General features: G+C 75.1%; 20 protein-coding genes. 10 read left to right on the top strand and 10 right to left on the bottom strand.

The window, feature by feature from the left end:
• Positions 1 to 109 precede the first annotated feature (109 nt).
• Complete coding sequence (locus tag FMM08_RS19385) at positions 110 to 1,849, bottom strand: putative PEP-binding protein (RefSeq protein ID WP_147928028.1); 1,740 nt, start codon at positions 1,847 to 1,849, stop codon at positions 110 to 112.
• Positions 1,850 to 2,068: 219 nt separating this feature from the next.
• Here FMM08_RS19385 and FMM08_RS19380 point away from each other — a divergent pair, with 219 nt between their 5' ends.
• From FMM08_RS19380 to FMM08_RS19365, 4 genes are all read left to right on the top strand, one after another.
• Positions 2,069 to 2,833: a DeoR/GlpR family DNA-binding transcription regulator gene (locus FMM08_RS19380; protein WP_147928027.1), complete on the top strand. Its 765-nt coding sequence runs from the start codon at positions 2,069 to 2,071 to the stop codon at positions 2,831 to 2,833.
• Positions 2,830 to 3,807, top strand: coding sequence for a 1-phosphofructokinase family hexose kinase (locus FMM08_RS19375; protein WP_147928026.1), 978 nt, complete (start codon positions 2,830 to 2,832; stop codon positions 3,805 to 3,807). The genes FMM08_RS19380 and FMM08_RS19375 overlap by 4 nt, the downstream gene beginning before the upstream one ends.
• Positions 3,808 to 3,896: 89 nt before the next feature.
• A complete protein-coding gene (locus FMM08_RS19370) occupies positions 3,897 to 5,993 on the top strand; it encodes a PTS fructose transporter subunit IIABC (protein WP_147928025.1) in 2,097 nt (698 codons plus the stop codon).
• 57 nt (positions 5,994 to 6,050) lie between these two features.
• Positions 6,051 to 6,308, top strand: coding sequence for an HPr family phosphocarrier protein (locus FMM08_RS19365; RefSeq protein WP_147928024.1), 258 nt, complete (start codon positions 6,051 to 6,053; stop codon positions 6,306 to 6,308).
• 84 nt (positions 6,309 to 6,392) lie between these two features.
• On the opposite strand, the gene FMM08_RS19360 is transcribed toward FMM08_RS19365, so the two are convergent.
• From FMM08_RS19360 to FMM08_RS19350, 3 genes are all read right to left on the bottom strand, one after another.
• A complete protein-coding gene (locus tag FMM08_RS19360; protein ID WP_147928023.1) occupies positions 6,393 to 6,644 on the bottom strand; it encodes a helix-turn-helix domain-containing protein in 252 nt (83 codons plus the stop codon).
• 2 nt (positions 6,645 to 6,646) lie between these two features.
• A complete protein-coding gene (locus FMM08_RS19355) occupies positions 6,647 to 7,336 on the bottom strand; it encodes a hypothetical protein (RefSeq protein WP_147928022.1) in 690 nt (229 codons plus the stop codon).
• 69 nt (positions 7,337 to 7,405) lie between these two features.
• Positions 7,406 to 7,849: an SRPBCC family protein gene (locus FMM08_RS19350; protein ID WP_187279874.1), complete on the bottom strand. Its 444-nt coding sequence runs from the start codon at positions 7,847 to 7,849 to the stop codon at positions 7,406 to 7,408.
• 293 nt (positions 7,850 to 8,142) lie between these two features.
• Here FMM08_RS19350 and FMM08_RS19345 point away from each other — a divergent pair, with 293 nt between their 5' ends.
• From FMM08_RS19345 to FMM08_RS19320, 6 genes are all read left to right on the top strand, one after another.
• Positions 8,143 to 9,087 (top strand): ABC transporter ATP-binding protein, encoded by a 945-nt coding sequence (locus FMM08_RS19345; RefSeq protein WP_147928020.1) that lies wholly within the window; start codon positions 8,143 to 8,145, stop codon positions 9,085 to 9,087.
• Positions 9,084 to 9,917, top strand: a complete 834-nt coding sequence (locus FMM08_RS19340) for an ABC transporter permease (protein ID WP_147928019.1) — start codon at positions 9,084 to 9,086, stop codon at positions 9,915 to 9,917. The genes FMM08_RS19345 and FMM08_RS19340 overlap by 4 nt, the downstream gene beginning before the upstream one ends.
• Before the next feature lie 17 nt (positions 9,918 to 9,934).
• Positions 9,935 to 11,233 carry a sensor histidine kinase gene (locus FMM08_RS19335; RefSeq protein WP_187279873.1) on the top strand — a complete coding sequence of 433 codons (1,299 nt, stop codon included), beginning with the start codon at positions 9,935 to 9,937 and terminating at the stop codon, positions 11,231 to 11,233.
• Positions 11,233 to 11,835 carry a response regulator transcription factor gene (locus FMM08_RS19330; protein ID WP_147928070.1) on the top strand — a complete coding sequence of 201 codons (603 nt, stop codon included), beginning with the start codon at positions 11,233 to 11,235 and terminating at the stop codon, positions 11,833 to 11,835. The genes FMM08_RS19335 and FMM08_RS19330 overlap by 1 nt, the downstream gene beginning before the upstream one ends.
• 72 nt (positions 11,836 to 11,907) lie before the next feature.
• Positions 11,908 to 12,432, top strand: a complete 525-nt coding sequence (locus tag FMM08_RS19325) for a ferritin (protein WP_147928017.1) — start codon at positions 11,908 to 11,910, stop codon at positions 12,430 to 12,432.
• A gap of 59 nt (positions 12,433 to 12,491) precedes the next feature.
• Complete coding sequence (locus FMM08_RS19320; RefSeq protein ID WP_255472622.1) at positions 12,492 to 12,923, top strand: protein-tyrosine phosphatase family protein; 432 nt, start codon at positions 12,492 to 12,494, stop codon at positions 12,921 to 12,923.
• A gap of 4 nt (positions 12,924 to 12,927) precedes the next feature.
• Here FMM08_RS19320 and FMM08_RS19315 read toward each other — a convergent pair whose 3' ends face one another.
• The 6 genes from FMM08_RS19315 to priA form a co-directional block, all read right to left on the bottom strand.
• Entirely contained in the window at positions 12,928 to 13,113 is a 186-nt protein-coding gene (locus FMM08_RS19315; RefSeq protein ID WP_147928016.1) for a hypothetical protein, read from the bottom strand.
• Between the two features lie 71 nt (positions 13,114 to 13,184).
• Positions 13,185 to 14,012: a nucleotidyltransferase domain-containing protein gene (locus FMM08_RS19310; RefSeq protein WP_147928015.1), complete on the bottom strand. Its 828-nt coding sequence runs from the start codon at positions 14,010 to 14,012 to the stop codon at positions 13,185 to 13,187.
• A 37-nt stretch (positions 14,013 to 14,049) separates the two neighbouring features.
• On the bottom strand, positions 14,050 to 15,702 hold the full coding sequence (locus tag FMM08_RS19305) for an alpha-amylase family glycosyl hydrolase (protein ID WP_222710974.1): 1,653 nt from the start codon (positions 15,700 to 15,702) through the stop codon (positions 14,050 to 14,052).
• Positions 15,702 to 16,790 (bottom strand): TIGR03885 family FMN-dependent LLM class oxidoreductase, encoded by a 1,089-nt coding sequence (locus FMM08_RS19300; protein WP_147928013.1) that lies wholly within the window; start codon positions 16,788 to 16,790, stop codon positions 15,702 to 15,704. Before FMM08_RS19300 ends, FMM08_RS19305 begins: the two co-directional genes overlap by 1 nt.
• A 107-nt stretch (positions 16,791 to 16,897) precedes the next feature.
• Complete coding sequence (locus FMM08_RS19295; RefSeq protein ID WP_255472626.1) at positions 16,898 to 17,920, bottom strand: SseB family protein; 1,023 nt, start codon at positions 17,918 to 17,920, stop codon at positions 16,898 to 16,900.
• A 46-nt stretch (positions 17,921 to 17,966) separates the two neighbouring features.
• Complete coding sequence (priA, locus tag FMM08_RS19290; RefSeq protein WP_147928011.1) at positions 17,967 to 18,734, bottom strand: bifunctional 1-(5-phosphoribosyl)-5-((5-phosphoribosylamino)methylideneamino)imidazole-4-carboxamide isomerase/phosphoribosylanthranilate isomerase PriA; 768 nt, start codon at positions 18,732 to 18,734, stop codon at positions 17,967 to 17,969.
• Positions 18,735 to 18,872: the final 138 nt, after the last annotated feature.

Genomic DNA, 18,872 nt, shown 5'->3' with positions numbered 1-18,872 from the left:
CGCCATCCTCCCGCGCCCCGTCCCCCCTCCCTCGTCCGGCGACGACCGAGGGAGTCGCACGCGCAGACCGTGCGCGACTGCCTCGATCGTCGCGGAGGAGGAGGAGGGGTCAGATGCCGAGGAGGACCTCGCGGGCGGCGGCGCGGGCAGCGGCCGGGTCGTCGGCCTCGACGGCGGCGCGCGCGGCCTCCTGGCACGCGGCCAGCTCGACCTGCGCCAGGCGCGCCCCCACAGCGGAGACGGCGCTGGCCGCGCACGACAGCGACGTGATGCCCATGCCCGCGAGCACCGCGCCCAGCAGCGGGTCGGCGGCGGCCTCGCCGCACACGCCCACGGGCTTGCCGGCCGCGACCCCGGCGGCGGCGGTCAGCGCCACGAGCTGCAGCAGCGCGGGCTGCCAGGGGTCGTTCAGGTGGGCGAGGTCGGCGGAGAGCCGGTCGGCGGCGAGGGTGTACTGCGCCAGGTCGTTCGTGCCGATGGAGAGGAAGTCGACCTCGCGCAGGATCCGCTCGGCGTGCAGCGCGGCGGCCGGGACCTCGATCATGACGCCGGCGGTCAGACCGCGAGCGCGGACGCGGGCGGCGAAGTCGCGGGCCTCGGCGGCGGTGGCGACCATCGGCGCCATCACCCACGGCGAGGTGCCGGTCTGCTCGGCGGCGAGGGCGACGGCGTCGAGCTGGCGGTCGAGGATGCCCGGCTGGCCCCACGCGATGCGCAGCCCGCGCACGCCGAGGGCGGGGTTCTCCTCGTCCGGGGCGGTGGCGAACTTCAGCGGCTTGTCGGAGCCGGCGTCGAGGGTGCGCAGCACCACCTTGCTCCCGGTGCCCGCGCCGGACGGGCGGTCGGAGAAGGCCGCGAAGACCTCGCCGTAGATGCGGGCCTGCTCGGCCACGGACGGCTCGGAGTCGGCGTCGAGGAAGCACAGCTCGGTGCGGAACAGGCCCACGCCCTGGGCGCCGGTGGCGGCGGCCCTGCGGGCGCCCGCGCCGTCCTGGACGTTGGCGAGGACGTCGACGGCGCGACCGTCGGCGGTGGCCCCCGGGCCGGTCCAGGCGGCGACGGCGGCGGCCTCGCGCTCGGAGGCCTCCACGCGAGCGGCGGCGAGGACGCGGTCGGGCTCGACGGCGACCTCCCCGGAGGTCCCGTCGACCAGCACGAACTGGCCGGTGGCGACGTCGTCGAGGCCGCCGACGGCCACCACGCAGGGGATGCCGAGCTGGCGGGCGATGATCGCGGTGTGGCTCGTGGGGCCGCCGCGCGTGGTCGCGATGGCGAGCACCAGCTCGGGCCGCAGCCCGGCGGTGTCGGCGGGGGCGAGGTCGTCGGCGAGCAGCACCGAGGGGTCGGCGGGCACGGGCACGCCCGGCTCCTCCTGCCCGGTGAGCTCGGCCACGAGGCGGTCGCGCAGGTCGGCGAGGTCGGTGACGCGCTCGGCCATCACCCCCCCGAGCTGGGTGAACATCGCGCTGAACTGCTCCGCCGCACCGACGACGGCCTGGTCGGCGGGGGCGCCGGCCTTGACGCGCTTGGCGACGGCGGCCAGCAGCCCGCGGTCGCGGGCGAGGCCCGCTGTGGCCTCCAGCACCTCCGCGGCGGCGCCGGTGGCGCGCGCGGCGCGCCCCTCCAGGCGCTCGGCGACGACACCGGCGGCGGCCTGGAAGCGCTCGACCTCACCGGCGCGCGCCTCCTCGGCCACGGACGGCTCACCGGTGACCTCCGGCAGGCGCGGCCGGTCGGCCGGACGGACCACGGGGCCGGCACCGACGCCGGGCACGACGGGGATGCCCGCGAGCGCGCGGCCGCCGGAGGAGGCGGCAGAGGCGGACGGAGGGGTGGCGACGCTGCTCATCGTGACTCCTGCGCTGGAGCGGACCCGCCACGCGGACGGGCGCGGGTCGGGCTGAGGGGTGGTGTCCGGGACCAGCGTGCACCGAACCCGCCCCTTGACACAACAACATGAACGGGCGTAGAACCACATGTCACAAAGATGTTTCCCACACAAGCCCACATCGCAGCGGGCCGGGACACCACACACCGCCACCACACGCAGGCACGAGGGAGTGCGCCGTTGTACGCGACAGAGCGCCACGAGGCGATCGCCGGGCTGGTCCGCCAGCACGGTCGCATCGCCGTCACCGACGTCGCCGCGCAGTTCGGCGTGACCACCGAGACCGTCCGCCGCGACCTGGCCGCCCTCGAGAAGGCGGGCCTGCTGCGCCGCGTGCACGGCGGCGCCGTCCCCACCTCCTCCCTGACGGTCGTGGAGCGCGCCGTGGCCGACCGCGACGTCGAGCGCGCCGACGCCAAGGACCGCATCGCCCGCGCCGCCCTCGACCTCGTGCCCACCGGCGGCTCCATCGCCCTGGACGCAGGCACGACGACGGTCCGGCTGGCCCGACTGCTGCCGGTGGACGCCCCGCTCCTCGTGGTGACGAGCGCCGTGCCCGTCGCCGCCCAGCTCGCGGGCGCCGGCCGCATCGACCTCCACCTCGTGGGCGGCCGCGTCCGCGGCACCACGCACGCGGCCGTCGGCCCCGACGCGCTGGCCCAGATCGGCGCCCTGCGCGTCGACACCGCCTTCGTCGGCGCCAACGGCATCACCGCCGACCACGGCCTGACCACCCCCGACCACGACGAGGCCGCCCTCAAGCGGGCGCTCGTCGCCGCCGGACGCCGCGTCGTCGTGCTCGCCGACGCCTCCAAGCTCGGCCAGGAGCACCTCGTGCGCTTCGCCGGGCTCGACCAGGTGGACGTCCTGGTCACCGACGCGAGCGCCCCCCGGCGCGAGCTCAAGTCCCTCGAAGCCCGTGGAGTGGAGGTGCTGGTCGCGTGATCGTCACCCTGACCGCCAACCCCAGCCTGGACCGCCTGGTCCCGCTGGCCGGCCCGCTGGAGCGCGGCGCCGTGCTGCGCTCGGCCGCCGCCGTCGACCAGCCCGGAGGCAAGGGCGTCAACGTGGCCCGCGTGGTCGCCGCCGGTGGGCGCACCGCGGTCGCGGTGCTGCCCGGCCACCCCGACGACCCGCTGCTGCTGGCACTGCGCGAGCTGCACCTGGTGCACCGGGCCGTGCCGATCGCCGCGCACTCGCGGGTCAACCTGACCCTCGCCGAGCCCGACGGCACCACCACCAAGGTCAACGCTCCCGGCGCCCCCCTCGACGCCGGCGCGCGCGCGGGGCTGGCGGAGGCGCTGCGCCGCGAGGCCGCAGGCGCCCGCTGGGTCGCCCTCTCCGGCTCGCTGCCCCCCGGGGTCGACGACGACTGGTACGGCCGGCTCGTGGCGCAGCTGCGCAGCACCGGTGCCCGGGTGGCCGTGGACACCTCCGGCGCGGCGCTGCTGGCGACCGCCGGGCCGGACGCCCCCTCGTCGTCGACGGCGCTGCCCGACCTGCTGAAGCCGAACGCCGAGGAGCTCGCCGAGCTCACCGGCCTGGCAGCACCGGGCCGCGGCGGCGCGGCCGGCGCCGAGCTCGAGGCCGACCCCGTGGCCGCGGCCGAGGCCGCCTCGACCCTGGTCGAGCGCGGCGTCGAGACCGTCCTGGTGACCCTCGGAGGTGCGGGCGCCCTGCTCGTCACCGCCGACGGCGCCTGGCACGCCGTGCACGAGCCCGTCACGCCGGTCAGCACGGTCGGCGCCGGTGACTCCACCCTGGCCGGCTACCTGCTGGCCGAGCTGGACGGCGCCGCCGAGGCCGAGCGCCTCGCCGTCGCCGTCGCCCACGGCACCGCCGCGGTGCAGCTGCCCGGCTCGACCCTCCCGGGGCCCGAGCACGTGCAGCGCGACCGGGTCACCACCCGGCGCCTCTGACCTCTTCCCCGCACGACCCAGCCCCACCCCCAGCACTCCCCCAGCACGGACCGCCGACGCCGTCGGCCAGACCAGGAGGACCGGACCGCATGTCCACCGACACCACAGCGCCGGCGCAGCTGATCACGACGCAGCTCGTGCGCCTCGACGCCGACCTCGGCGCCCGCAAGGAGGACGTCATCGCGTCCCTCGCGGCGATCGTCGCCGGCACCGGCCGCGCCACCAGCCCCGAGGGCCTGCAGCGCGACGCGATGGCCCGCGAGGCTCAGTCGGCCACCGGCCTGCCCGGCGGCATCGCCATCCCCCACTGCCGCTCGGAGTCCGTCACGACGGCGACGCTGGCGTTCGCGCGGCTGTCGCCGAAGGTCGACTTCGGCGCCCCCGACGGCGGCGCCGACCTGGCGTTCCTCATCGCCGCACCGGCCTCCGGCGGCCAGGAGCACCTCAAGCTCCTCACCGCGCTGGCCCGCGCGCTGGTCAAGCCCGCCTTCACGGCAGCGCTGCGCGCCGCCAAGACCGAGCAGGAGGTCGTCGACCTCGTCACCGACGTCGTGACCCCGAAGCCCGCCGCCGCACCGGCCGCTGCGACGACGACGGCGACCGCCGCTCCTGCTGCCGCCGCACCCGCCGCGGGCGCGTCGTCGTCGAGCTCCTCCAACGGCGCCGGCAAGGTCGTCGTGGCCGTCACCGCGTGCCCGACCGGCATCGCCCACACCTACATGGCCGCGGACTCCCTGGTCGCCGCCGCCGAGCGCGCGGGCATCACCCTCAAGGTGGAGACGCAGGGCTCCGGCGCCACCACGCCGCTGCCGGCCGAGCTCATCGCCAGCGCCGACGCCGTCATCTTCGCCACCGACGTGCCGGTCAAGGGCCGCGAGCGCTTCGCGGGCAAGCCGGTCATCGCCTCCGGCGTGAAGCGGGCCATCAACGAGCCCGACGTCATGGTCGCCGAGGCGCTCAAGGCCTCCACCGACCCGGCGGCGGCCCGCGTGGCCGGCGACGGCGGCGGAGCGTCGGCGTCGACCGCGGTGCAGGGCGGCGACGTCTCGTTCTGGGTCAAGGTCCGCCAGGTCCTCCTGACCGGCGTCAGCTACATGATCCCGTTCGTGGCGGCCGGCGGTCTGCTCATCGCCCTCGGCTTCCTGCTGGCCGGCTACCGCGTGACCAACCTGCCCAGCGGTGCGGACAGCATCCTGCTGACCAACTCGCTCTGGAACCTCCCGGACGTGGCCTCGCTCAAGGCGGCCGAGCCGCTGCTGCAGGGCGACGGGCTGCGCGACAGCGCCCTGCTCGTCTACCTCGGCGCGATGCTCTTCCAGATCGGCGCCCTGGCGTTCAGCTTCCTCGTGCCCGCCCTGGCCGGCTACATCGCCTTCGGCATCGCCGACCGCCCCGGCATCGCCCCCGGCTTCACCGCCGGTGCCATCGCCGTCTTCACCGGCGCCGGCTTCCTCGGCGGCCTCGTCGGCGGTGTGCTCGCCGGTCTGGTGGCCTACGCCTTCTCGCGCCTCGACGTGCCCAAGTGGCTGCGGGGTCTCATGCCCGTCATGATCATCCCCCTGGTGGCGTCCATCGTGGCCGGTGGCCTGATGTTCCTCTTCCTCGGCCGCCCGCTGGCCGCCGCCACGAACGGCCTGTCCAGCTGGCTGAGCGGGCTCACCGGCACCTCGGCGATCCTGCTCGGCGTCATCCTCGGCCTGATGATGTGCTTCGACCTGGGCGGTCCGGTCAACAAGGCGGCCTACGCCTTCGCCACCGCCGGCCTGTCCGTGACCAACCCCGGCTCGATGCAGGTGATGGCGGCCGTGATGGCCGCCGGCATGGTGCCGCCGCTGGCGATGGCCCTGGCCACCGCCGTCCGCCCGAAGCTCTTCTCCGCCGTCGAGAAGGAGAACGGCAAGGCCGCCTGGCTGCTCGGCGCCTCGTTCATCTCCGAGGGGGCCATCCCGTTCGCCGCGGCCGACCCGCTGCGCATCATCCCGGCGTCCATGGTCGGCGGGGCCGTCACCGGTGCGCTGATCATGGCCTTCAAGGTGCAGCTGCAGGCGCCTCACGGCGGACTCTTCGTGTTCTTCGCCATGAACAACGTCCTGCTCTTCGTCGCGGCGCTGGTCGTCGGGTTCGTGGTCTCGGCCGCGCTCGTCATCGTCCTGAAGAGCACCGCCAAGACCCCGGTCGCGGCCTGACCGCCCCTCTGATCCACTCTCGCTAGACGACACGCCCCTCACGAAGGAGAGAGCACCGTGCCCAGCACCACCGTGACCGTCGGGTCCGCCGTCGGCCTGCACGCCCGCCCCGCCGCCGTCATCGCCCAGGCGGCGACGGACACCGGCGCCGAGGTGACCCTGTCGGTCGAGGGCCAGGAGCCCGTCGACGCCGGCTCCGCCCTGCTGATCATGACGCTGGGCGCCGCCAAGGGCGACCAGGTGACCGTCGAGTCCGACGACGAGGCCGCCATGAAGACCGTGGCCGACCTGGTCGCCAAGGACCTCGACGCCTGACGCACCCCGCTCCACCAGGAGGGCCCCCGCCGGATCCGGCGGGGGCCCTCCTGCGTCGCAGGACCCGTGACGACGGCGAAGAGGTCATTGCGAGCGCGCCCCCTCCACCCGGGCCTCGACGCTGAAGAGGTCACCGGGCTGGCAGCCCAGGGCGTCGCACACCGCGGTGAGGGTGGAGAAGCGGACGGCGCGGGCCCTGTCGTTCTTGAGCACCGACAGGTTGACCACCGTCACCCCAGCGAGCTCCGCCAGCTGGACCAGCATCAGGCCGCGCTCGGCGAGGAGCGCGTCGAGGTGGCATCGGACCCGGTGACCGCCGTCGTCGTCCTGCGGCACGGTCAGACGGGCCCCTCGGCGTCGCGGACGAGCTTCTCGCCCTGCCGGAAGGCTTCGGCGAGGGCGAGCAGCAGCCCCACGAGGAGGAGGCTGCTGACGTCGAGCACCTGCCACGACGGGGACAGGGAGGCACCAGCGCCCGCCATGCCCAGGCGCTCCAGCACGAGCGCCGCGGCCCACCTGGGGAGCACCGGCGCGACCTGGGAGGCGACCAGCACGCAGACCGCGCTCCCCGCGATGCACCGGGCGTTGCCGCCGGAGAAGGACCGTCCCTCCCCCACGCGCGTGACGACGCGGCGGAGCAGCAGCGCCGCGACGCCTGCAGCTCCCCACCACAGCAGCACGCCGCCGCGCACGAGCGCCCACTCCGCGACGGTCGATCCCTGGCTGGACAGCTCCAGGTCCTGGTTGGTGGCGGACAGCTGCGGCGGAGGCACGTCGCCGGTGGAGACGAACGCGGTGCCCACGGGCAGGTCCACGGCGACGTCCGCCGGTCGGCCGCCGCTGCCGTCCAGGGCGTCGACGGACCGCACCACGACCACGGGCACGTCGATGCCGGCTCCGGCCTGCGTCATGCCGTTGACCCAGTAGACGGGGGCTATGACGATCGCGGCGAGGCCGGCGACCCCCAGCACCACCTCGAGCAGGCCGAGGAGCCAGGGACGCGCGTACTGCTTCGCCGCGGTGGTCACGGCGCAGCGTGGCGCATCGACAGTCGATAGGGCAAGCAGTCGCTCGGTGCGGCGCGCCGCGGTCCGGCGTCAGGGGGCGGTGCGCTCGGCGAGGAGGACGAGGCGCTCGAGGCGGCGCTGCTGCCCGAACCCGGACAGCGGCGCCGCGAGGCGCTGGAGCAAAGGGCCCAGCGGCCCGTGGACGGTGGCGGTGAAGACCACGCGGCTGCCTCCGCCCGGTGCGGGGCTGACCAGCTGGGCGTACCGCAGCTCGTGCCCGAGCGCACGGGTGCGCCATCGCATCCCGCCGCCGGGCAGCACCTCGGTGACCTCCATCGTCGTGGCGGGCCCGAACCACGGCTTGACGCGCCCCCGCCAGCCGGGGTGCACGCGGCCGGTGGCCGGGTCGGTGCGGACCACGTGCGGCGACCAGAGCGGCCAGCTGCTCACGTCGACGAGCAGATCGTGCACGGCAGCCGGCGGCGCGGTGCTCGTGCGCTCGCGCGTGATCGGTGGAGCCGGTCGCAGCGCCATCGTCGTCATCCTCCGAACGCTCCCATCGCCGGCCCCGCCCCACCACCTCCGCACTCTCCCGCCCGAGTACCGGTCAAGGGGCTCCTAGACCGGCACTCGCGCGGGAGAGTGCCGGGAAGCAGGGCGCCACACCGGCACTCGGGCGGGAGAGTGCGGAGGAGGAGGAGGAGGTCACCCGGGGGCGGGCAGGCGCGCGAGTGTGACGGATGTCAGGTCCCAGGCCGTGAGGGGTGCACGCGAGGTCGTGAGCGCGCGCACTGCCACCGGGTCCTCCCGGGCGGGAGCGTGGAGCCATGACCAGCACAGCGACCGCCTCGGCTCCGGCGGGCACGACGAGCGACCTCGTCGTCGACGTCCGGGGCCTGTCCGTCACCTACGGCGCGTTCACCGCGGTGGACGCCGTCGACCTCGACGTCCGCCGCGGGGAGGTCTTCGCCCTGCTCGGCACCAACGGCGCCGGGAAGACCTCCACGCTCGAGGCCCTGCAGGGGTTCCGCCGCCGCTCGGCGGGCTCGGTGGCCGTGCTCGGGGAGGACCCGATGGTCAGCACCCGCCGACTGCGCGCGGCCAGCGGCACGATGGTGCAGGAGGCGGGCTTCGTGCCCGAGGCCACACCCCTGTCCGCGCTGCAGCTGTGGGCCTCGCTGAGCAGCCGCGTCGACGACGCCGACGCCGTGCTCGAGCGCGTCGGCCTGGCCCACCGCCGCACGGTGCTGGTCAAGGACCTGTCCGGCGGCGAGAAGCGCCGCCTGGACCTCGCGCTCGCCGTGTGGGGCGCTCCCGAGCTCATCGTGCTCGACGAGCCCACCACCGGCCTCGACCCGGAGTCCCGCGCCACCCTGTGGGCCCTGGTCCGGGAGCTGCGCGACGGCGGCACCACGGTGCTCATGACCACGCACCACCTCGAGGAGGCCGAGGCCCTCGCCGACCGGGTGGCGATCATGCACCGCGGCCGGATCGCGGTGGCCGGCACGCTCGCCGAGGTGCTCCGCGAGCGCCCCGCCCGCATCACCGCCGTCCGGCGCCACCCCGGTCAGCCCGCCGCGGCGGCTGAGCACCTCGACCTGCGCACCCGCCACCTCCAGCGCGACCTGCTCGCCCTGCTCCTCGAGGCCGACCGCGCCGGTGCCGTGCTCGACCAGCTGCGCGCCACACCGGCCTCCTTGGAGGAGGTCTTCCACGCCGTGGTCCGCGGCGACCTCGCCACCACCCCCGCCCGCGAAGGAGCCTCCCGATGAGCACCGCCGTCCCGTCCACCACCGCCCACCAGAGCCGGACGACGACGCAGCGCCGCCGCCGCAGCGTGACCCCGCTGCAGCGCACGCTGCGCCTGGCCAGGTTCGAGACGTCGATGCTCGCCCGGCAGCGCACCACCCTCGTCACGCTGCTGTCCGGCCCGTTCCTCGTGCTGGCGCTCGCCGCCCTCAGCCCGTCCGCCTCACCGCAGGCTCTGGCCGCCCTCGCGGGCATGGGCGTGCTCGTGGTGATGTCGCTCACCACCCACTTCGCCGGCGTCATGCTCACCGTCAACCGGCGCGAGGCGCAGGTGCTCAAGCGGCTGCGCACCTCCGAGCTCAGCGGCGGCGAGCTCGTCACCGGCATGTACCTGCCGCTCGTGGTGGTCGGCGTGCTGGAGTCCCTCGCGGTGGTCGGCGTGCTCGCGGCCCGCGGCGGGGCGCTGCCCGACGCGCTCGGTTGGCTCCCGATGATGACCGGGGTGCTCATCGCCTCCGTCGGCCTCGTGGTGGCCGGTGTCGCGGTCGCCGGGCTCTCGGGGAACGCGGAGAAGGCGAACTGGGCCGCGGTCCCGCTGCTCGTCGTCGTCTCCGGCGCGGCGAACATGCTGACGGTGAGCGCGCTGCCGGAGGTGGCGCGGCAGGTGCTGCTGCTGTTCCCCTTCGCCAGCCTCACCGACCTCGTGGCCCGCACGTCCGGTGCGTCGGTCTCGCTCGCGGAGCTCCCGGTGCCGGTGCCGGGCGAGCTGGTCGACATCGCCCTGCTCGTGGTGTGGACGCTGGTGTTCGCGGCGGTGGCGAAGCGGCTGTGGCGCTGGGAGCCTCGCGGCTGATGCAGCACGCTGGCCGCGTGAGCACGGACACGCGCGACGGACGGGGAGCGCCACCACGAGGACCGGTCACCGACCGGGTCCCCCCGTGGTGGCGCTCCCCGCGCGTCTGGTGGGCCTCGCTGGACCAGGTGCAGCGGGTGGAGGTCTACACCGCGCAGGTCCTCTACTGGCTGGGCGCGGTGCCACCGCTGCTCCTGCTGGTGCTGACCCGCGGCTCCGGCCCGGCGTGGCAGACGGCCCTGGTGGTGGGCCTGTCCGTGGCGCAGGGCGTCGCGGCGTTCGTGGTGCTGCGCGCTGGGGTCGAGCCGCACTGGCGCGCTCAGCAGCGCCCCGGGCTCGTGGCGCTCGCGGTGAGCACCGCCGCGCTGCTGGCCACCGCGCCGCTCGTGCCGACCGCGGCGTCGCTCAGCGGCTCCCCGCGGCAGGCCGTGGTCGCCTACTCGGTGATGTTCTCCCCCGCCGCGGTGGCCGTGGTGCACCGGCGAGCGGGCTGGCTCGTGCCGGTGTTCGCCGGCCTCGCCGTCGGGGCCGCAGCCCTGCTGGGTGGCCAGCCGCCGCTGGTGGTCCTCACCACCGGCGCGTTCACGGTGCTCGGGTCGGCGTTCATCGTCATGACGCTGCGGCTGTCGGTGTGGCTGCTCGACGTGGTCCGCCAGCTCGCCGGCGCCCAGGGCGACCGCGCCCGCCTCGCCGTCGCCGAGGAGCGGCTGCGCTTCGCCCGCGACCTGCACGACGTCGTGGGCCGCGACCTGTCCGCCATCGCCCTCAAGTCCGAGGTGGTGGCGCGCCTGGCCGAGCGCGGTCGGCCCGAGGCCGCCGCCGAGGCGCTCGCGGTGCGCGAGCTGGCGCAGTCGTCCCTGGCCGAGGTGCGCGCAGTGGTCCGCGGGCACCGCCGCGCCGACCTCGACGTGGAGCTGTCCGGGGCGCGCGCGCTCCTCGCCTCCGCCGGGGTGGGGTGCGAGCTGCGCGTCGAGCCGGGCGCTGTGGCGGCGCTCGCTCCCGCGGCGCAGGAGGCGCTCGCCTGGGCGGTGCGCGAGGCCGTCACCAACGTGGTGCGCCACGCCCGGGCGCGCGAGTGCTCCCTGTCGCTGGCCGTGGTGGAGGGGACCGCGGTGCTCGTGGTCCGCAACGACGACGACGGCGGCGCCTCGCCCGTCCGCCCCGGTGCCGGGCTGACGGGGCTGCGGGAGCGGCTCGAGGCCCGGGGCGGCTCGCTCGAGGTCCGCCGCGAGCCCGGCCGGGTGGTGCTCACGGCTACCGTCCTGGTGAGCCCCGACGAGGGGAGCCACCCCGTGGATCAGGAGGCCCGCGCGTGATCAGAGTGCTGCTGGCGGACGACGAGCAGCTCATCCGCACCGCGCTGGCGACCCTGGTGGACCTCGAGGACGACGTCGAGGTGGTCGGCCAGGCCGCGTCCGGGCCGGAGGCCGTCGCGGTGGCGCGGGCGGTGGAGCCAGACGTCGCCGTCCTCGACCTGCAGATGCCCGGCCTGGACGGCATCGAGGTGGCGGCGCAGCTGCGCCAGCAGGTGCCCGGGTGCGGCGTCGTCATCGTCACCGGCCACGGGCGGCCCGGTCACCTCAAGCGGGCGCTGGCCACCGGCGTGCGGGGGTTCCTGCCCAAGACGACGTCGGCGGCGGTGCTGGCATCCGTCATCAGGACGGTCCACGCCGGTGGGCGGCACGTCGACCCGGAGCTCGCGGCCGACGCGATCGCCGCCGGGGACTCCCCGCTGACACCTCGCGAGGCCGACGTGCTGGAGCTGGCCGCCGGCGGGGCCAGCGTGGAGGAGATCGCGGTGCGCGCGTCGCTCTCGCCGGGCACGGTGCGCAACTACCTCTCAGCGGCGGTGCAGAAGCTGGGGGTGTCCAACCGGCACGAGGCCGTCACCCGGGCCCAGGCCGCCGGCTGGATCTGACCCTCCCCAGCACCCTCTCAGGGGCACCAGCGAAGATCATGTCCTCCCCCCTGCAGAGAGGACTGATCCAGCGTGACCACCTTCGACACCCTCCTCGCCGAGCAGATCGGCCACGAGTTCGCTGCGTCCCACCAGTACGTCGCCATCGCCGTGTGGTTCGACGACCACGACCTCCCTCAGCTCGCCGGGTACTTCTACCGACAGTCCGTGGAGGAGCGGAACCACGCCATGATGCTCGTCCAGTACCGCCTGGACCGCGGCATGGGCGTGGCCATCCCCAGCGTGCCGGCTGTGCGGAACGAGTTCGCCGACGTGCGCGAGCCGATCGCGCTGGCGCTCGCCCAGGAGAAGCAGGTGTCGGAGCAGATCCAGGCGCTGTTCGCCGCCGCCCGTGCTGAGGACGACGGGCTCGGCGAGCAGGCGATGCTGTGGTTCCTCAAGGAGCAGGTCGAGGAGGTCGCGTCCATGCAGACGCTGCTCACCATCGCGGAGCGCACCACCAACCTCTTCGACATCGAGAACTTCGTGGCCCGCGAGGCCGGCAGCAGCCACGCGAACGACCCGGGGGCCCCGAGCGCCGCCGGCGGCGCCCTGTGAGGCGCTGACCCGTGAGGCGGTGGCGGTCCAGGTCCCACCGGCTGAGGCACCATCAGCGGGTGGGACCTGACCTGGCGTGGCCGCTGGACGCCCCTGACGTCGTCGTCCTGCCCTCGGGCAGGCGGGTGCGGGGACGCGGCGTGCGCCGCGGCGCTCCGCCGACGGGTCTGGAGCCGCACGTCAGCTACCAGTGCACGTGGCAGCGCCCGGCACCGCAGCCGTGGCCGGTGCGGTGGGTGCGCTGGCCCGACTTCGGCCTGCCGCTGGTCCCAGCCGACTCGCGCGCCGCGCTGCACGAGGCGTGGGAACGCGCCGCCACCGAACGCGTGGAGGTCTGCTGCGGCGGCGGGAACGGACGCACCGGGACGGCGCTCGCGCTGATGGCGGTGCTCGACGGCGTGCCGCCGGCAGAGGCGGTGGCGTGGGTGCGCGAGCACTACCGGCGGACCGCTGTGGAGACGCCGTGGCAGCGGTGGTGGGTCGGGCGCTGAGCGCTCAGTCGAAGTCGAAGATCGAGTGCTGGTCGTAGAAGTGCAGGACGTAGCGGCACTGGACGCAGATCATCAGCGTCATCCGGTGGGTGGTGAAGCCCCAGCGCGAGTCCTGCCGGGACTCCTCCTGCTGGAACTGCGTGCACCCGCACAGCGGGCACGCCAGGGTCGGGGACGTCTGCTCCGTCACGGCTCGCAGCCTGGCCGTGACGGGCTGCGGCCGCGTCAGCCCGCAGGCTGACGCGGCCGCAGCCGCCGTCGTCAGTCCGCCAGACCGTGCTCGTGCCAGTAGCGGAGGTGCTCGGCCGTCGACCACGCGCTGACGGCGTCGAGGTCGGGGTGCTCCGGCAGCGGTGAGCGGCCGCTGGCCAGGAGGTCCTCGAGGTGGGCGCCGCGCTCGTCGATGAAGGCGAGCGCCTGCTGCTGGGTGCGCTCGCCGCGCTTGACCTCCAGCACGAGCGAGCGCTCCGGCTCGGGCATCGGGAGCGTGAGACGCCCGTGCTCCACGACCTCGATGCCCTGGAACGCCAGCCGGAGCGCGTGGGAGGCGTACTTGGTGTCGAAGCCGTGCTGCGCGACGAGCTCAGGCCGGTTCGGCGCACCGGACGCTGCGCCGAGCATCCGCTCCCTCTGGCTGCGCAGGTAGCCCAGGAACCTGTGACCCGCGCGCTGGCTGAGCAGCTCAGGGCCCTCGGCGCGCAGCCGCTCCCCCAGCGGGGTGGTCAGGACGACGTCGGCGGCCGGGGTGAACAGGGGCAGCAGCGCGGTCGGGTTGCCCGTCAGCACCAGCGCCAGGTAGCGGCGCAGCGAGTACAGGACCAGGTCGACGTCGCCGTGGTGGGAGCGGTGGCCCTCCGGCACGGTCCTCGCGACGTAGTGGCCGTCCACGTGGCCGACGCCGAGCACCGCCCGCGGGTGCTCGACGTAGACGCCCATCTCGTCGTGGTCGTCGGTGCCCTCGATGGCGATGCCGTGCACGCCGGAGCCCACGACGGTGCGCAGCACCTCGCGCTCGGTCGCGGTGGGGTCACCGTGCTCCGTCAGCCAGGTGCGGTCGGCATCGACCTCGTCGGTCTCCGTGGTGGTCATCCACCCATGATCACGGTGGGCGCAAGGAGGTTCCTGCTCAGGTGTCGCCGAGCCAGACCCTGCCGAAGCGGGGCAGCTCCACCTCGAAGGCGCCGTCGGGCACGGTCACCGGTGACGACGTCAGCAGCTCGACCAGCTCGGTGCCGGGCTCCACCACCCCGTCGGGCACGGTGACGGTCACCGGCGCGTCGCGCAGCGAGTGCAGGGCGAGCACCGTGCGACCGCGCCACGTCATGGTGTGCGCCAGCACCGACGGCTCCCCCACGTCGACCAGCCGGACGGCACCGCGGCCGAGCTCGGGGCGACCGCGGTAGGCGCGCAGCATGCGGCGGAAGAAGTGCAGCAGCGAGTCGGGGTCCCGCTCCTGCTCGGCCACCACCGGGCCCGGCCCTGCATCGCCCGCGGCCCAGGCCATCGGCGTGCGCACGGACAGCCGCCCGGGGATGGAGAGGTCCTCCAGCTGGCCGACCTCCTCGCCGTAGTAGAGCACCGGTGTGCCGGGCAGGCTCCACGTCAGGCAGTAGGCGAGCTCCATGCGGTCGCGGTCGCCGTCGACCATCGTCGGCAGACGCAGCCGCAGGCCACGGCCGAACAGCTGCACCTCCTCCTCGGGGCCGAAGGCGTCGAAGACCTCCTGCCGCTCGTCGTCGGAGAGCTGGTCGAGGGTGAGCTCGTCGTGGTTGCGCACGAACAGGCCCCAGCTCTTGCCCTCGGTGAGCTCCGGCCGTGACTCGACCGCCTCGCGGACCGGGCCGGAGTCGCCGCGGGCCATGGCCAGGTACAGCGCCTGGTTCAGCGTGAAGTCGAAGCACATGGTCATCCGCTGGCCCGCCCCGCCGAAGAACGGGGCGATCTCGTCGCGGGGCTTGTTGACCTCTCCCAGCATCACCGCCTCCGCGCTGCGGCGTGACAGGAAGGTGCGCATGACGTCGAGCATCGCCAGCGACTCGTCGAGGGCGGTGTCGTCGTCGAGCTGCTCGTCGCGCTCGCCGCTGGACGAGCCGGACGTGCTCGCAGGGCCCGTGTCGTCGGCGTCGCCGTCGCGGGTGGCCGTCTCGGCGAGGAAGGGCGCGGCATCCACCCGGAACCCCGCGACGCCCAGCTGCAGCCAGAACCCCATGATCCGGCGGATCTCGTCGCGGACCTCGGGTTCGGAGGTGTTGAGGTCGGGCTGGTGGCGGTAGAAGCGGTGGCGGTAGTAGAGCCCGGCCACCTCGTCGCGGCTCCAGACCGAGTCCTCCGCGTCGGGGAAGATGATGTCCGCGTCGGCGTCCTCCGGGTCCGGCTCCTCGCGCCACACGTACCAGTGGCGGTAGGGCGAGTCCGGGTCGGAGCGGGCCGACTGGAACCACGGGTGCTCGTCGCTGGTGTGGTTGACGACGAGGTCCACGATGACGCGCATCCCCCGCTCGCGAGCCGCCCGCACCACCTCGACGAACTCCCCGAGCGTGCCCATGCCGTCATCGACGCCGTAGTAGTCGGAGATGTCGTAGCCGTCGTCACCCTCGGGCGAGGGGTAGAACGGCTGGAACCAGAGGAAGTCCACGCCGAGGTCGACCAGGTGGTCGAGGTGGGCGCCGAGACCGGCGAGGTCGCCGCGCCCGTCACCGTCGGAGTCGGTGAAGCGCTTGATGTCGAGGCAGTAGCCGACGGCGGTGGCCCACCACTCGTCAGCGGTCGTGGTCAGCATCAGAGGACTCCCGTCCGGGTGGCGGTGGCGCGGTCCGTCGTGGGGGCGGTTCCGCCACTGCGCTCTGAGAGGGCCTGCGCCGTGGTGCCGGCGCCGGTGCGGCCGACCAGCTCCAGCGGCGCCGTGGGGGCCAGGCGCGGCAGCACCCGCTCACCGGCCTCGTCGATCCACGCCTCGAGGTGCTGCCCCACGTGGTGCAGGTAGACGCCGTCGAAGCCGAGCCCGGCCCACTGCGCCACCGTGTCGCTGATCTGCCCGGCGTCAGCGGAGACCAGCACCGAGTCCTCCAGCTCCGCGGGCTGCACCCGCTGGCCGATGTCGTCGAACTGCTCGACCGTCGCGAGGTCGGCGAGGACCTTGGAGGAGAAGACGTTGTTGCGCCACTGCTCGTGGGCGACGGCCAGCGCCTCCTCGTGGGTCTGCGCCCACGAGAGGTGGACCTGGAGGTTCACCGGGCCGGTGCCGCCCGCCCCGCGGTAGGCGTCGACGACGGAGCGCATCTGGTCGGGCGGGGCGTTGACGGTGATGAGCCCGTCGGCCCAGCTCGCCGCCCACTCAGCGGTCCGCGGGGTGAGCGCGGCGGCGAGCAGCGCGGGTGCGCGATCGACCGGCGGACGGCTGAAGACCCGGGCCTCGTGCACCACCACCCGTCCGCGGTGGGTCACCTCCTCGCCGGCCAGCAGCCGGCGGACGACGTCGACCACCTCCGCCAGCCGCGCGTCGCGCTCGTCCTTGGGCGGCCACCCGTCCCCGGTGACGTGCTCGTTCATGTACTGGCCGCTGCCGAGAGCGGCCCAGAAGCGGCCGGGGAACATCTCCGACAGCGTCGCGATGCCCTGGGCGGTGACGGCCGGGTGGTACCGCTGGCCCGGCGCGTGGACGACACCGAACGGCAGCTGCGTGCGCGCCAGCGCGGCACCGAGCCACGCGAAGGCCAGACCCGACTGTCCCTGGGCGGTGCCCCAGGGCGTGATGTGGTCCGAGCACATGGCCGCGGTGAAGCCGGCCTGCTCCGCCATGACGGCGTAGTCGAGCAGTCTGCTGGGAGGGATCTGCTCGTGGCTGCAGTGGAAGCCGATCGCCGTCACGGCACACGAAACTAGGGGGCCACGGTGCAGCTGGCACGTCGGGCACACCTCGGCGCCAGATGGTAAAGGGCTCGCAAAAGTGGGAGGTCAGCCCGGCAGCGGGATCGTCACGACTCGGCTCCGCACCAGCGGCAGCGCGGTGACCCCGGAGGGCGTTCGTGCCCACCGTCGCCCTCGCACCACCGCGCCGCCGCCGCACGCGCGGCGGCCTCGCTGCGGTGGAACGTCGTCGGGTGGTGGGGACGCCCGGGTGTGGTCCCCTCGCCCCACGCGCACCAGCGGCGCAGCAGGCCACCCGGGTTCGGCCGCACGACCAGCACCGCCCGCGGCAGCTCGCGGACCACCAGCTCCACCGAGTCGACGCGCTCGGCCAGCAGCTCGTGCTGGCCGAGGCGCTGGGCCACGGAGTCACGGGCCCACCCGGCGTGCTCTCTCGCGCCGGCGGCCAGCTCCACCACGACCCTCAGCTCACGGCCCGCGGCCGCCCCCGGGCCCGCCTCGGCGGTGACGCCGACGACACCGCCGAGGCCGTCGCCGAGCCGCGCGACGGCGGCGGCGACCTCGGGGTCGCGCGGCGACGGCGTCCACACCTCCCCCTTCGCCAGCGCCCACAGCGCAGGACGGGGGACGACGACGGAGCCCGCGGGGCCGTCGACGCCCGGGTCGAGCACGAGCAGCTGCTGCCCCTCCTGCACGGCGCTGACCGCGGCGCGGCGCGCCTCCACGGGCACCGGGCGAGCCTCCGCACTCCATGCAGTGAGCGCCGTCACCGAGGTGAACACCGGCAGGGCATCGCGCCCGTCGGGCGAGCGCAGCGTGGGGATGGCCATGTCGGCCCCCAGGTCGCCACCCGTGGCCTCGTCGGCGCCGGCGGAGATCGCGGTCACCGGGACGAAGAGCCGCGCTCCCGGCAGCGCCGCGACGAGCGCCGCCACGTCGACCGGCTCTCCCGTCGCGCGTGCGGCGTCGAGCAGCGCGGCCACCGCCGAGGCCACCGCGCCGTCGTCACCGGCGAACGGGCTGTCGGTGAGGGTGCGCCCCGCCCACGGGGTGCCGGCGGAGTCGCCGTGGGCGTCCCCGTGGCGGCCGGGCAGGTGCTGGCCCCGGCGCAGGGGGTGGCTAGCGCCCATGATCACGGCCGGGGATGTCGGCAACGTCCATGATCACGGGGGCGGGTCAGGGGCGTCCGGCGACGTCGAGCGCCTCGGGCAGCGTGAACGCCCCCGCGTAGAGCGCCTTGCCGACGATCGCGCCCTCCACGCCGTCCGGGACCAGGGCGCGGAGGGCCTGCAGGTCGGCGAGGGAGCTCACGCCGCCGGAGGCGATGACGGGAGCCTCCGTGGCGGCGCACACCTGCGCGAGCAGCTCGGTGTTGGGGCCGCGCAGCGTCCCGTCCTTGGTGACGTCGGTGACCACGTAGCGGGAGCAGCCGTCGCGGTCGAGGCGGGCCAGCACCTCCCACAGGTCGCCGCCCTCCTGGGTCCACCCGCGGGCGGCGAGGGTGGTGCCGCGCACGTCGAGGCCCACGGCGATCCGGTCGCCGTGGCGCGCGATGGCGCTGGCGGTCCACTCCGGGTCCTCCAGGGCGGCGGTGCCGAGGTTCACGCGGCGGCAGCCGGTGGACAGGGCCCGCTCGAGGGAGGCGTCGTCGCGGATCCCGCCGGACAGCTCCACGTCGACGTCGAGGGTGCCGACCACGGAGGCGAGCAGCTCGGCGTTGGAGCCGCGGCCGAAGGCGGCGTCGAGGTCGACGAGGTGGATCCACTCCGCGCCGCCCTCCTGCCAGGCGAGCGCGGCGTCCAGCGGGGCTCCGTAGTGGGTCTCGGAGCCGGCCTCGCCCTGCACCAGGCGCACGGCCTGGCCGTCGGCCACGTCGACGGCGGGCAGCAGCTGCAGGCGGGCGGCGCTCGAGGGGGACGTGGTCTCACTGCTCACGGGCGCCATCCTCCCAGCCCCGCGAGCGCCGTCCGTCCACGGGCCGGGCTGGCCGGGTGGTCGGCACGGAGCGCGCGCAGCAGGCTGTGCGCCGTGTCCACCAGCAGCGGCGCGCCCGCCCTCCAGACCTCCGCCCCGCAGGACCAC

The sequence above is a fragment of the Quadrisphaera setariae genome (assembly GCF_008041935.1).
Classification (GTDB): Bacteria; Actinomycetota; Actinomycetes; order Actinomycetales; family Quadrisphaeraceae; genus Quadrisphaera; species Quadrisphaera setariae.
Note: the sequence above shows the minus strand (reverse complement) of the source record. Positions and strands in the feature narration are given on the sequence as shown.